11 protein-coding genes are annotated in these 13,599 nt (G+C 69.3%); 3 read left to right on the top strand and 8 right to left on the bottom strand.

The features are described 5' to 3' along the window. Window positions 1-42 precede the first annotated feature (42 nt). From GT042_RS33520 to GT042_RS33490, 7 genes are all read right to left on the bottom strand, one after another. Window positions 43-1,191: a dipeptide ABC transporter ATP-binding protein gene (locus tag GT042_RS33520; protein ID WP_161312450.1), complete on the bottom strand. Its 1,149-nt coding sequence runs from the start codon at window positions 1,189-1,191 to the stop codon at window positions 43-45. Then, window positions 1,184-2,242, bottom strand: a complete 1,059-nt coding sequence (locus GT042_RS33515; protein WP_161312449.1) for an ABC transporter ATP-binding protein — start codon at window positions 2,240-2,242, stop codon at window positions 1,184-1,186. Before GT042_RS33515 ends, GT042_RS33520 begins: the two co-directional genes overlap by 8 nt. Before the next feature lie 11 nt (window positions 2,243-2,253). Continuing rightward, a complete protein-coding gene (locus GT042_RS33510; RefSeq protein ID WP_161312448.1) occupies window positions 2,254-3,210 on the bottom strand; it encodes an ABC transporter permease in 957 nt (318 codons plus the stop codon). After that, window positions 3,203-4,132, bottom strand: coding sequence for an ABC transporter permease (locus GT042_RS33505; protein WP_161312447.1), 930 nt, complete (start codon window positions 4,130-4,132; stop codon window positions 3,203-3,205). Before GT042_RS33505 ends, GT042_RS33510 begins: the two co-directional genes overlap by 8 nt. Window positions 4,133-4,266: 134 nt before the next feature. Further along, on the bottom strand, window positions 4,267-5,904 hold the full coding sequence (locus GT042_RS33500; protein WP_161312446.1) for an ABC transporter substrate-binding protein: 1,638 nt from the start codon (window positions 5,902-5,904) through the stop codon (window positions 4,267-4,269). A gap of 448 nt (window positions 5,905-6,352) precedes the next feature. Beyond that, on the bottom strand, window positions 6,353-8,227 hold the full coding sequence (gene typA / locus GT042_RS33495; protein WP_161312445.1) for a translational GTPase TypA: 1,875 nt from the start codon (window positions 8,225-8,227) through the stop codon (window positions 6,353-6,355). 336 nt (window positions 8,228-8,563) lie between these two features. Further along, window positions 8,564-10,951, bottom strand: a complete 2,388-nt coding sequence (locus GT042_RS33490; protein ID WP_161312444.1) for an ABC transporter family substrate-binding protein — start codon at window positions 10,949-10,951, stop codon at window positions 8,564-8,566. A 254-nt stretch (window positions 10,952-11,205) separates the two neighbouring features. On the opposite strand from GT042_RS33490, the gene GT042_RS33485 reads away from it, so the two are divergent. Further along, on the top strand, window positions 11,206-11,433 hold the full coding sequence (locus tag GT042_RS33485; RefSeq protein ID WP_161312443.1) for a hypothetical protein: 228 nt from the start codon (window positions 11,206-11,208) through the stop codon (window positions 11,431-11,433). A gap of 124 nt (window positions 11,434-11,557) precedes the next feature. Here GT042_RS33485 and GT042_RS33480 read toward each other — a convergent pair whose 3' ends face one another. Beyond that, window positions 11,558-12,109, bottom strand: a complete 552-nt coding sequence (locus GT042_RS33480) for an isochorismatase family protein (protein WP_161312442.1) — start codon at window positions 12,107-12,109, stop codon at window positions 11,558-11,560. Between the two features lie 198 nt (window positions 12,110-12,307). Here GT042_RS33480 and GT042_RS33475 point away from each other — a divergent pair, with 198 nt between their 5' ends. Beyond that, window positions 12,308-13,348: a glycosyl hydrolase family 18 protein gene (locus GT042_RS33475; protein WP_237531453.1), complete on the top strand. Its 1,041-nt coding sequence runs from the start codon at window positions 12,308-12,310 to the stop codon at window positions 13,346-13,348. A 66-nt stretch (window positions 13,349-13,414) separates the two neighbouring features. Next, window positions 13,415-13,599 (top strand): hypothetical protein (locus tag GT042_RS33470; RefSeq protein WP_161312440.1); only part of this gene is annotated, 185 nt, incomplete at its 3' end.

The raw sequence follows: 13,599 nt of genomic DNA, 5'->3' as shown, positions 1-13,599 counted from the left end.
CCGCGGCATGCGCGGACACGGGCCCTGGACGAGGGGTGGGGACTACGCCGCGTGGACGACGTCCTTCTCCTCGGCGAAGTGGCACGCCGACTCGTGCGCGACGTCACCGCCCGCCGCCACGAAACGCTCGGGAACCGCCAGCAGCGGCACCTCGGTCGCGCAGCGGTCCTCCGCCTTCCAGCAGCGGGTACGGAACCGGCAGCCGGACGGCGGATTGGCCGGCGACGGTACGTCCCCGGTGAGGATGATCCGCTCCCGGCCCTCGCGCGCGGTCGGGTCGGGCACCGGGACCGCCGACAGCAGCGCCTGCGTGTACGGGTGCGTCGGGTGGTCGTAGATCTGGGTGTCCGTACCGATCTCGGCCATCTTGCCGAGGTACATGACGCCGACCCGGTCGGAGATGTGCCGGACGATCGACAGGTCGTGCGCGATGAAGATGTACGACAGGTCGAACTCGTTCTGGAGCCGCTCCATCAGGTTGATGACCTGCGCCTGCACGGACACGTCCAGCGCCGAGACCGGCTCGTCGCAGATGATGATCTCGGGGTTGAGCGCGAGGCCGCGGGCGATGCCGATGCGCTGGCGCTGGCCGCCGGAGAACTGGTGTGGATACCGGTTGATGTACTCCGGGTTCAGCCCCACGACGTCCAGCAGGTCCTGGACCTTCTGCCGCCGGTCCCCCTTGGGCGCCGCCTCGGGGTGGATCTCGAAGGGCTCCCCGATGATGTCGCCGACCGTCATGCGCGGGTTGAGCGAGGTGTACGGGTCCTGGAACACCATCTGAATGTTCCGCCGCACGGCCTTCAGCGCCCGGCCCGAGAGCCGGGTGATGTCCTGGCCCTTGAAGAACACCTCGCCGGCCGTGGCCTTCTCCAGCGTCATCAGGAGCTTGGCGACGGTCGACTTGCCACAGCCGGACTCGCCCACGATGCCGAGGGTCTCGCCCTGGTAGAGGTCGAACGAGATGCCGTCGACGGCCTTCACGGCGCCGATGCTCCTCTTGAAGAGGATGCCCTGGGTCAGCGGGAAGTGCTTGACCAGGTTGCGCACCTGGAGGATGGGCTCCCCGCGCTCCACCGGCGCCTCGATGGCGGCGACGGCCGCGCTGTCCGTGGCCGCGTCGACCTTCTCGACGTCGGTCACGTTGGGCGTGGCGTCCACCGGCTCGCCCTGCCGGCCGAGGTCAGCCATGGATCGTCTCCTTCCAGAAGTGGCACGCGCTACCCCGCCCGGGCAGTTCGGTTCCGTCCTGCTCGGTCACCGCGTGCAGCGGCGGCAGTTCGGTGCGGCAGATGTCCTGCGCACGCGGGCAGCGGGGGTTGAAGGCACAACCGGACGGGACGTGCAGCAGGTTGGGCGGCAGGCCCTTGATCGCGTAGAGCTCCTGGCCCTTCTGGTCCAGGCGCGGGATCGAGTCCAGCAGTCCCCGGGTGTACGGGTGGGCGGGCCGCTTGTAGATCTCGTGGACCGGCGCGGTCTCGACGATCCGTCCCGCGTACATCACCGCGATCTTGTCCGCGACGTCGGCGACCACGCCGAGGTCGTGGGTGATCAGGATCAGGCCCATGTTGAACTCGCGCTGGAGCTCCGCGAGCAGGTCCATGACCTGGGCCTGGACGGTCACGTCGAGCGCGGTGGTCGGCTCGTCCGCGATGATCAGGTCGGGCTCCAGGGCGAGCGCCATCGCGATCATGATGCGCTGGCGCATCCCGCCGGAGAACTGGTGCGGGTAGTCGTCCACCCGGTCCTTCGCGGCGGGGATGTGCACCCGGTCCATCAGCGCGACGGCCCTGGCCTTGGCCTCCTTCTTGGAGAGGCCCAGGTGCACCCGGTACATCTCCCCGAGCTGGTAGCCCACGGTCAGTACCGGGTTGAGGGAGGACAGCGCGTCCTGGAAGATCATCGCGATCTTCCGGCCGCGCAGCTGGCGCCGCTCCTCGTTGGACATGGTGAGCATGTCCTGGCCGCGGAAGAGGATCTCGCCCTTGGGTATGCGGCCCGGCGGCATGTCGAGGATGCCCATGATCGCCTGGGCGGTCACGGACTTGCCGGAGCCCGACTCGCCGAGCACGGCGAGCGTCTCGCCCGCGGCGACGCTGTAGTTGACGCCGTTGACGGCCCTGACGACTCCGCCACGGGTGGCGAACTCGACGTGCAGGTCGCGGACTTCGAGCAGCGGGCCGCCGGAGGCGGCGTCGCCCTGTGCGGCGGAGGCCGCCGAGGTCTTGTCGATGATGGTCATGTACGCCTCCCTCAGCGCAGCTTCGGATCGAGGGCGTTGCGCACCGCATCGCCGAGCATGATGAACGCCAGCACGGTGATGCTGAGCATGATCGACGGGTAGATGAGGATGTGCTGGGCCACCCGGATCTGGTTGGCGCCGTCCGAGATGTCGATGCCCCACGAGACGGTCGGCGAGGAGAGCCCGAGTCCGAGGTAGGACAGCGTGGCCTCGGCCGAGATGTAGCCGCCGAGCGAGATGGTGGCGACGACGATCACCGGGGCGATGGCGTTCGGCAGGATGTGCTTGAACAGGATGCGGGTGGTGCCCGCGCCCAGCGCCTTGGCGGCCTGCACGTAGTCGGCCTGCTTGATGGTGATGACGGAACCGCGCATCACACGCGCGATCTGGGTCCAGCCGAGGAAGGCCAGGGCCAGGACGACGACCCACACCTTGCGCTCGGTGAAGGAGTTCATCACGACCATCGCGCCGAGCAGGAACGGGACGCCGAAGAAGATGTCGGTGAGCCGGGACAGGACGGAGTCGACGATGCCGCCGAAGTACCCGGCGATCATGCCGACGATGCCGCCCAGCACGGTGACCAGGAGGGTCACCGAGATGCCGACGATCACGGAGGCGCGGGCCCCGTAGATGAGGCGGGCGTAGACGCTGCGGCCCTGCCCGTCGTATCCGAGCCACTCCGGGGAGAAGGCGTGGCCCAGCTCCGGCTTCTGGAGGAAGTGGTTCTTGAGGTCGCCCACACCGGGGTTCGCGCTGGTGAACAGGCCGGGGAAGGCCGTGACGACCAGCAGCAGGAGGATCAGGACGGACGAGACCACGAAGTACGGGTTGCGGCGCAGGTCCTGCCAGGCGTCGCCCCACAGGGAGCGCGGCTTCTCGATCACGGGGCCGGCCACCCCGGCCGCCGCGACGGCGGCCGTGGTCTCGGGTGCGGTGCTGTCGACCGCGGTCTTGGTCAGATCAGGCATAACGGATCCTCGGGTCCAGGACCGCGTAGAGCAGGTCGACGATCAGGCTGGTCGCGAGATAGACGAGGACGAGCACCGTCACCAGACCCACCAGGGTGGTGCCCTCACGGCGCTTGATGGACTCGAAGATCGTGCCGCCCACACCGTGGATGTTGAACAGGCCCTCGGTGATGATCGCGCCGCCCATCAGGGCGCCGATGTCCGTGCCCAGGAAGGTGACGACGGGGATCATCGAGTTGCGCATCAGGTGCACGCCGATCACCCGGCGCCGGGGCAGGCCCTTGGCCACCGCGGTCCGCATGTAGTCGGCGCGGAGGTTCTCGGCTATCGACGTACGGGTCAGCCGGGCCACGTACGCGAGCGAGAGCCCCGCCAACACGACCGCCGGCATGATCAGTTCACCCCAGTTGGCCTCTCCCGAGACGTTGGGGTCGGTCCAGCCGAGCTGGAACGCGAAGACCGTCTTGAAGATGAAGCCGAGCACGAACACCGGCACCGAGATCATCAGCAGCGTGAAGACCAGCACGGCCGAGTCGGCCAGACGCCCTGCGCGCATGCCCGCCACGATGCCCAGCCCGATACCGAAGACCAGCTCGATGACGAACGCGAGCACCGCGAGGCGGATGGTGACCGGGAAGGCCTCGCCGAGGACGTCGGTCACCGGTCTCTGGCTGGCTATCTGGGTGCCGAAGTCACCTTGCAGCAGGCCGGTGAGGTAATGCCAGTACTGCACCAGGATCGGCTGGTCCAGGCCCAGGTCGTGCCTGATGCGCGCGACGGTCGCCGGATCGGCTCCCTTGTCCCCGAAGAGGGCGCGCACGGGGTCACCGGGCAGGGCATACACCATCAGAAATATGAGCAGGGTCGTCCCGATGAAGACCGGGATCATCTGGAGCAGTCGTCGTGCGACATAGCGCCCCATTATTCCTCCATGTCGGTCGCTGGGGCAGCCGACGGGCCCCCCTCCCGGAACTCGGAAGAAGGGCCCCCCGGCCGCCACCCGCACCCGGTGTCACTGAAGCGAGTCAGGACCGGACGCGCGATGCGCGATGTTTGCTACTTCTTGACCTGGACGCTGGTGAGGATCGGGTCCCCGTCCTGCGCGTAGTCGACACCGGACACCTTGTCGGAGTAGCCGGCGTTGACCTTGTAGTACCAGAGCGGGATGGCCGGCATCTCGTTGACCATCTCCTTCTCGGCGTCCTGGTAGAGCTTGACGGACTCGTCCAGCGAGGGAGCCGCGTCCGCGCCCTTGATCAGGCCGTCGATCTTCGCCGAGGAGAAGCCGCTCGTGTTGCCGTCCGACTTGGTGCCGTACAGGTCACGGATGAAGTTGGCGTTCACCGGGTAGTCGAGCACCCAGCCACCGCGGTACATGGACTTGACCTCCTGCGCGTCACGCGCGTCGAGGTCGGCCTGGAAGTCGGCCTTGGAGTCACCGGTGCAGGCGACGCCCGTGGCCTGGGTGATGCTGCCGCAGACGGCCTCGACCCATTCCTTGTGGCCACCGTCGGCGTTGAACTGGATGGAGATCTTGTTTCCGGGCACACCGCCGCCGGCCTTGATGAGCGCCTTGGCCGCGGCCGGGTCGTACTTGAAGACGTCGCCGCCGACGTTGTCCTGGTACCCGAGCACGCCCTTGGCGACAAAGCCGGTGGCGGGCTCACGGGTGCCCTGGAGCACCGTCTTGGTGATGGTGTCGCGGTCGATCGCCCTCGACAGGCCCTGGAGGACGCGGGGGTCGATGTCCTTCCACTGCTTGGTGTAGAAGGCCGGGACGATCGACTGGACGGCGGAGTACGCCTTGTCCACGGCGCGGTCGCCGAGGTCGTCACGGTAGACAGGGAGGTCCTTGGGCGCGATCTGCCGCAGGACGTCGACGTTGCCGGACTTGAGGTCCTCGTAGGCCGTTTCCAGGTTGGTGTAGTTCTTGAACGTCACACCACCGTTCTTGGCCTTGTCCGGACCGGTGTAGTCCGCGAAGGCCGTGACCTCGATGCTCTTCTTGTGGTCCCAGCTGACGAACTTGTAGGGACCGTTGCCGACCGGCTTCTCACCGGCGGCGGCCGGGTCGGCGTAGAAGGACTCGGGGAGCGGCGAGAAGACCTCGTAGCCCAGCTTGTAGATGAAGTACGGGATCGGCGTGCTGAGCTCGATCGTGAAGGTGGTGGGGTCGACCACCTTCAGGCCGGACATCTCGGTCTTCTTCGGGTCACCCTTCTCCGGGTGGACGTCCGCGAAGCCGGCGATGTCCGAGAACCAGAACGAGTTCGTCTGGTTGTTCTTGATGTTCGCGGCCCAGTTCCACGCCTTGACGTAGGACTCGGCGGTGACCGGGGTCCCGTCGTGGAACTTCCAGTCCTTCTTCAGCTTGACCGTGTAGGTCTTGTTGTCCGTGGTGTCCACCGACTCGGCGTTCACCATGACGATCTTGCCCGCGGCGTCGTAGTCGACGAGCTGCTGGAAGAGCGCCCCGACCACGATGCTGCCGTTGGACTCCATGGTGTTGGCGGGCTGCAGCGGGTTCTGCGGCTCACCCACCTCGACGGAGAACTTGCCGTTCGGATCGAACGAGCCTGTGCTCGCCTTGTCACCGTTGTCGTCGCTGCCACTGTCACTGCCGCCACAGGCAGTTGCGGCCAGGGCGACGATTATCGCTCCCGCGACCCACTTGGCGCTCTTGGCACCACGCATGGGTTCCTCCTCATGAGTCCACTAGTCACAACAAGAAGGGCACTGTCTACGCGCGCTGACACCCCTGACAGCGAGCTGATCAAATGCCCCGAGTGTGCTCGTGAGTCGGCGCTCCCCACTGCGCGTGACCCATTGACCCGAGCTCAATGAGCCAACTATTAGGTACGGCCCGGCTGTAAACCACAGCTAAAGGGTCTCGTTTTGACAACATCAGCCTGGGCCGTCCGCCCGAAATCCGGACAAAATGATCATAGACAGACACCCCCGAAACGGACCGTTAACACATGTTCCGGTGAGCGGTGGCCGATATCCGGACACCTGGCGAGGAAAACCCATTGACGAACGGCTCGGCCCCCCGCGTTCCGGCGGGGGGCCGAGCCGTTGCCTGACAGGATGTCAGCCCCTTGTCACGGCCCGGGGAAGGTCCTGGGCCGGACGGGGTGTCACCTCAGCCGTTCTTGGCGCGGGACGCCGTGCGCCCGCGCTGCTTCTGGTCCAGGACGACCTTGCGGATACGGACCGTCTCCGGGGTCACCTCGATGCACTCGTCGTCGCGGCAGAACTCCAGCGACTGCTCCAGCGAGAGCCTGCGCGGCGGGACCACGTTCTCCGTGTTGTCGGCGGAGGCCGCGCGCATGTTGGTGAGCTTCTTCTCCTTGGTGATGTTCACGTCCATGTCGTCGGAGCGCGAGTTCTCACCGATGATCATGCCCTCGTAGACCTCCGTGCCGGCCTCGGTGAAGATGACACCGCGCTCCTGGAGGTTGATCATCGCGAAGGGGGTGACCGAACCCGCGCGGTCCGCGACGAGCGAACCGTTGTTACGGGTGCGCAGGTCGCCGAACCACGGCTCGTGGCCCTCGAAGATCGAGTGGGCGATGCCCGTGCCCCGCGTCTGGGTCAGGAATTCCGTACGGAACCCGATGAGACCGCGCGACGGGACGATCCACTCCATGCGGATCCACCCCGACCCGTGGTTCGTCATCGTCTCCATGCGGCCCTTGCGGGTCGCCATCAGCTGCGTGATGGGGCCCAGGTGCTCCTCGGGCGAGTCGATCGTCATGCGCTCGATCGGCTCGTACGTCTTGCCGTCGACCTGCTTCGTGACGACCTCGGGCTTCCCGACGGTCAGCTCGAAGCCCTCCCGGCGCATCGTCTCGACCAGGATGGCCAGCGCCAGCTCACCGCGGCCCTGCACCTCCCAGGCGTCGGGACGCTCGGTGTCCAGGACGCGCAGCGAGACGTTACCGATCAGCTCGCGGTCCAGGCGGTCCTTGACCTGGCGGGCCGTGACCTTGTGGCCCTTGCCGCCCTTGCCGACGAGCGGCGAGGTGTTCGTACCGATGGTCATGGAGATCGCCGGCTCGTCCACCGTGATCAGCGGCAGCGCGATCGGGTTCTCCGGGTCGGCCAGGGTCTCGCCGATCATGATGTCCGGGATACCGGCGATGGCGCAGATGTCGCCGGGGCGCGCCAGCTCGACGGGCTTGCGGGTCAGCGCCTCCGTCATCAGCAGCTCGGTGATCCGGACGTTGGACATCGTGCCGTCGCGCTTGATCCACGCGACGGTCTGGCCCTTCTTCAGCTCGCCCTGCTCGACGCGGCAGAGCGCGATACGGCCGAGGAAGTTGTCCGCGTCCAGGTTGGTGACGTGCGCCTGGAGCGGGGCGGCCTCGTCGTACTCGGGCGCGGGGACGTGCGACAGGATCGTGTTGAAGAACGGCTCCAGGTTGTCGCTGTCCGCCGGGACGGTGCCGTCCGCCGGCTTGGTCAGCGACGCGACGCCGTCACGGGCGCACGCGTAGACGATCGGGAACTCGATCTGCTCCTCGGTCGCGTCCAGGTCCAGGAACAGGTCGTACGTCTCGTCGACGACCTCGTCGATCCGGGAGTCCGGGCGGTCCGTCTTGTTGATGCAGAGGATGACGGGCATCTGCGCCTGGAGGGCCTTGCGCAGGACGAAACGGGTCTGCGGGAGCGGGCCCTCGGAGGCGTCGACGAGCAGGACGACCGCGTCCACCATCGACAGACCGCGCTCGACCTCGCCACCGAAGTCGGCGTGGCCCGGGGTGTCGATGATGTTGATCGTGATGGGGTCCCCGCCGGTCTTGGGGTGGTACTTCACGGCGGTGTTCTTGGCCAGGATCGTGATGCCCTTCTCACGCTCCAGGTCGTTCGAGTCCATCATCCGGTCATCGAGGTGCTCGGCGGCGTGCGCGGCGAACGCGCCGGCCTGCTTCAGCATGGCGTCGACCAGAGTGGTCTTGCCATGGTCGACGTGGGCGACGATGGCGACGTTACGGATGTCGTGGCGCGTGGGCATGCTGGCTGGCGCTTCTCTCGATCGTGGGATGCGGCGTTGTGTGCTCGTACGCCCGCCGGGCGGACAGGCCACGGCTCGTCCCATGGTACGGGGCCGGGGCGACAAGGGCTGCCCCGGCCGAGCGGAGCGGGGGCGCGGAGGCCCGGTGCGCGGGGCGGCGCGGGGGTGGTGCGCGGGCTGTACGGAGGGGTGCCGACGGGGTGCGCGCGGGGTGACGGGGTGCGGAGCCGCTCGGGTCGGAGGGCCGGGGACGAGCTTGCCCGCCGGGGAGACCGGCGGGCAAGTGAATTGATCGGACACCGCGCTTCCCGGCGCCGGGAAGGCGATGCTGACCTGCTAGTTCTCGGGCTCCGCCGACTTCTCGACAGCGGTCGGCCGGGCGGTCGGAGCCGCGGTCGGCAGCGCTGTCGGCCCTGAGTTGCCGGACTTCTTGAACCCGATGTCCTGGTAGCGCGGGGCGCTGAAGCCGAAGGCTCCCGCGTTGGCCAGGGCGGGCTTGGTGGCGACGAGCTGCGGACGCTGATACAGAGGAATGGATCCGGCGGCGGCCCAGATCCGGGCGTCCGCCTTCTTCATGAGGTCGTGGGCCTCGCCCTCGTCCAGCTCGGAGGCCGCCTGGTCGAAGAGCTGGTCGATGTGGTCCGTACCGACGCGGGTGTAGTTCTGCTCCACCACGAGGGAGCCGTCACTGGCCGGCACCGGCTTGGCGAAGATCGGCCGGCCGTCGGTCGCCGGGTAGGCGGTGGCGGGCCAGGAGTAGAGGGCCAGGTCGTAGTCGCCGGCGGCGATGTGGTCCTTGAAGTAGCTGTTGTCGGCGACCTTGATCGTCTCCGTGCCGATGCCGACGCGGTCGAGCATCGCCGCGATGCGGCGGCCGACGGACCGCAGTGACTCCGAGCCCTCCCCGGACGGCAGGACGAAGCGGAGGGTGAGGGCCTTGCCGTCCTTGCCGAGGGGGCCGGCATTGGGGGCGGGCGCCCGGGTGCCGAGCGGGGCGTAGGCGCCGGCGACGCCGCCCGGCTTGGTGTCCTGGGCGGGCTTGTTGTCGCCGTCACCGGCGGAGCCCTCGTCGGAGGGGGTGCCGGTCTTCGTGTCGGCGTCGTCCGTCTCGTCCGCGTTCTTGGTCCGGTCGGCCTTGTCGGGCTTGTCGGCCTTCTCCGTCTGGTCCGTCTTCTTCTCTGTCTTCTCTGTCGTTTCTGTCTTCTCTTCGGTCTCTTCCGTCTCTCGCGTCTTGTCGGCCGGGGCGCTCTTCTCGGCCTTCTCCTCCGGGGCCGGGGACTTCTTGCCCTCGCCCTCGCTGCCCGCCTTCGTGCCCTCGTCCGTCTTGCGGGCCCCGCCCACCGTCCACCCGGCGTCGGCCAGCAGCGCCTGCGCCTCGTGGGTGTCCTGGGTGCCGAGCGCGTCGCTGTTGTCCGCGTACCCCGGCTGGCCCGCGACCGCCAGGTGGCTGCCGAGCGGCTTCGACGGCAGTCCGAGCGGCTTGAGCACGGCCTCGGCCAGCTGCTTCCGGTCGATCGCGCGGGCCACGGCCCGCCGTACCCGCTCGTCGGCGAGCGGTCCCGACTCACCGTTCAGCGCCAGCTGCGTGTAGGCGGGCTCCAGCGACTTCCGTACGACGTACCCGCGCAGGTTCCGCTGTTCACGGGCGTACGTCTGCGCCACCGCGGCCGTCCGCTCGCGCGCCGAGCGCGCCGCCTCGGCCTTCTCCTCGGGCGAACCGTGCGCCATCGCGCGGGCCCGGAGCGAGGCGGCGGGGCCGCTGCCGGCCTCCGGACCGCTCCCGGCCTCCGGACCGTGGGCCAGCGGCTGGCCCCCCGTACCGCCGTTGGCGCGGGCGGCCGCGGTGATACGTTCCGCCGCGCTCCTGTCGATCTCCGCGATGTCGAGCGTGCCGGCCGCCAGCGCGACGGCGCGCTTGCCGCGCGGCACCGCGCTCAGGACGATCGAGTCGAGCTTGGCGCGCTTCCCCCACCAGCGCGGGTTGCGGACGAGCGTGGCCTTCTTGGCCTTGCGGTCCACCGACTTGAGGTTGAACGGGCCCGCGCTCGTCTTCAGCGAGGACCTGGCCCCGTCGTTGAAGGAGGTCGGGGAGCCCATGACCTCCTTCGGGTAGAGGGGGGTGAAGAGGGACTTCCAGTCCGCGTACGGACGCTCGAAGGTGACCCGGACGTCCAGGTCGTCCTTGCCGCGCTCGATCTTCTCGATCCGCTCGTAGCCCGCGTTGCGCGCGGTCCAGTACGCGGTGTCCTTGCCGCGCAGCGCGTGCCACTGGGCGACGAAGTCCGGCGCCCCGATCTCGGTGCCGTCGCTCCAGACCGCCTGCTGGTTGAGCTTGTAGAGCACGACCTGCTTGGGCTCCCGGTCGACGATCTTCGCCGACTCCAGGTAGTCGCCGTTGCGCTGCGGGCGGCCCGTGCGGTCGAGCGTGAAGAGCGCGGGCAGGACGGCTCCGGCGATCCGGCCGGTGGCGGCGTCGGAGTCGGCCTGGAAGGTGTTGAGCGTCGTGGGCATGGCGTCGACCGCCCACCGCACCGTGCCGCCCTGCGCGATCGCGTCCCGGCCGGTGGCCTCGATGTCCACGGGGGCGGCCTGGGCCTGCCCGGCGGGCTTCTCCGCGGTGCACGCGGACAGAACGGTCAGGGCGAGCACGCCCGTGGTGAGGAGCGAAACGCCGCGGAGGGTTCGGGAGCATGTCCTCCCGCGTGGGGCGCCGACGTGGGACATGGCTTCTACCTCTTCGTCCGGTTTGTGGAATTTAGAGATGATCACACCTATTTGCCCACCCACTGAAAGGGACGGAGGCGCGGCCACGGCGGCGACACGGCGTCCAGCATCCGAAACGCCACCCGTGCGGCCCAACGGCGCCCTTGCGAAAACGGCATGTGACGGGCGACACTCGAAATTGCATACTGTAGACAGTCGGGGCCACGACCCCGCTACCCCGCCTGCCACCCAAGACGTGGAAGTGAGGGCAACTCATGTCCCTGCACGAAGAATTGACCGCGGTCAAACGGTCCCTGGACGACCTGGTGCGGACGGTCGGACAGCTGGAACAGCGCCTCGGCGAGACCCGCGCCGCCGAGGCACGCCCCCTCGCGCCGGCCCTGGTCCACGAACTGATCCCGATCCCCGACACCCCGTACAACCACGCCCTGTGGACCGACTCGGACGACGAGGGACTGGGCGTCCACAGCCGCCGCACCTAGGGCGTGTGGTCCGGCGGACAAGCCCTGGCCGCCGGGGTACGGAAAGGGCCCGCGTCCTGGTGGACACGGGCCCCTGCGTGCGTGGCGTACCGGCGTACCGGGCCGCGGCGACGACGGCTTCGGCTCAGCCGAGCAGCTTCAGTACGTCCTCGGTGGTGCCGGTCTCGCCGAGCGCCGGGAAGATCTTCTCGACGGAGTTCCGGTGGGCGTCCCCGTCCGTGTCCGTCACGGCGTCGGTGACCACCGTGACGTGGTAGCCGTGCTCGTGGGCGGCGCGGGCCGTGGACTCGACGCCCTTGGTGGTGACGATGCCCGTCACCACGACCTGCGTGACGCCCCGGCGGCGCAGCTGGAGGTCGAGGTCGGTGCCGTGGAAGGCGCCCCAGGTGTGCTTCGTGACGACGACATCGCCGTCCTTCTGCCCCAGTTCCGGCACCAGGTCCGCCCAGTCGGCCCGCGGCGGGAGCCTGCGCGCCGGGCCCTCGGTGCGGCCGGGCGCCCCGCTGGTGACGCGGACGAGCACCACGGGCAGGCCCTTGGCCCGGAAGGCGTCGGCGAGTTCCGCCGAGCGCGCGACGATCTCGGCGGCGGGGTGGACGGTCGGCAGGCCGACGACGCCGTTCTGGAGGTCGACGACAACCAGGGCGGTGGTCGGGTCGAGCGTGGTGACGGTCATGAGGGTGCTCCTTGCTGTCCCGGCGCGGTGCGGGGCTCGTCGGCCATGCCTTCACCGTACGAGTTACGCAGGCAGCCTGGCAAGTTTCCCTGTGCATCTTTCTTCGTCCCCTACGCTGAGCCCTCACGCGGCCGGCCGGCCGGGTCCGAGGGGGAGGGGACGGCTGTGCGCACACGCCTGCGCGGATTCGGACGGACACTGGTACGGGGCTGGCGCAGCCGCCGCGCGCGGTGGCCCAAGCGGGTCGCCCTCGCGCTCGCGGTCCTGCTCCTCGTCCCGCTCGTCACCGCCGCCGTGGCCCTCAGGGTCAACTACACCGGCGACCCCGCGGACGGCACCACCACCCGCGGCAAGGACGCCATCTGGCTGGGCCACGCCTGGGTGGACGGCCGGAAGACGGACGCGGACCTCGACGCCTTCGCCCGGCGGATACGCGGCACGGGCCTGCGCGACCTGTACGTCCACACGGGACCGCTGGAGCACGACGGCACCCTGCCCGCGGACCTCTACCCCCGCGCGGACTGGCTGATCAAGGGCGTGCACCGGCGGCTCCCCGGGGTCCGCGTGCAGGCCTGGCTGGGCGACAAGCTCGCCACCGAGACCCCGGACGGCCTGCGCCTGGAACGCCCGGCGTCCCGCGCCGCGGTGGTGCGCTCGGCCACGCAGATCCTCGACGCGGGCTTCGACGGGGTCCACTTCGACCTGGAGCCGCTGCACTCGGACGACCGCGCCTACCTGTCGCTGCTGGACGACCTGCGCGCGCTCACGACAGCACGGCACGTGCCGCTGTCGGTCGCCGCGCACCAGATCGACCCGCTGCCGGCCCTGCACTCCGTGGCGGGAGCCCTCACCGACCACCCCAAGTGGTGGTCCCAGGCCTTCTTCGCCCAGGTCGCCCGGCGGGTCGACCAGATCGCCGTCATGTCGTACGACACCGCGCTGCCGCTGGAGAGCCTGTACGGCGGTTACGTAGCCCAGCAGACGTCCCTGGCCCTGGAGGTCACCCCGGCCGGCACCGATCTGCTGATGGGGCTGCCCTTCTACCACACGGAGGAACTGGGCCACCACGCCCACGCGGAGACGGCCGCCGCCGCCCTTCGCGGGGTCCGGCTGGGGCTCGGGCGTACCGACCGCGACCGCGCGCGCTTCGGCGTGGCGCTGTACGTCGACTTCGCGGCGACCGAGGGCGACTGGACGGCGTACCGGGACGGCTGGGGGTGCGTCACACCGTCGTGCTGATCCCGGACGCCCCGGCGGATCCGCGCCCGGTCGCGGGTCCCGCGTACCGGACATAGCCTCCTGACTATGTCTCCGCTGGTGCGCCGGACCCGGGTCGCGACGGCGCCGCTGATCACGGCGTGGTGGCTGGTCGTGCCCGGCGCGGGGGCCGCCCGCGCGGCGGGTTCCGGGCAGAGCCCCGCCGAGTCGGGGTGGGCGGGGAATCTGGTGCTGCCCCTCGGGGCGCTGGTGCTGGCCGTGGCGGTCGCGGC

Source organism: Streptomyces sp. SID3212, from assembly GCF_009865405.1.
In the GTDB taxonomy this organism is placed as follows: domain Bacteria; phylum Actinomycetota; class Actinomycetes; order Streptomycetales; family Streptomycetaceae; genus Streptomyces.
The sequence above is the reverse complement of the archived record's forward strand: the minus strand, read 5'-3'. Positions and strand labels throughout refer to the sequence as shown.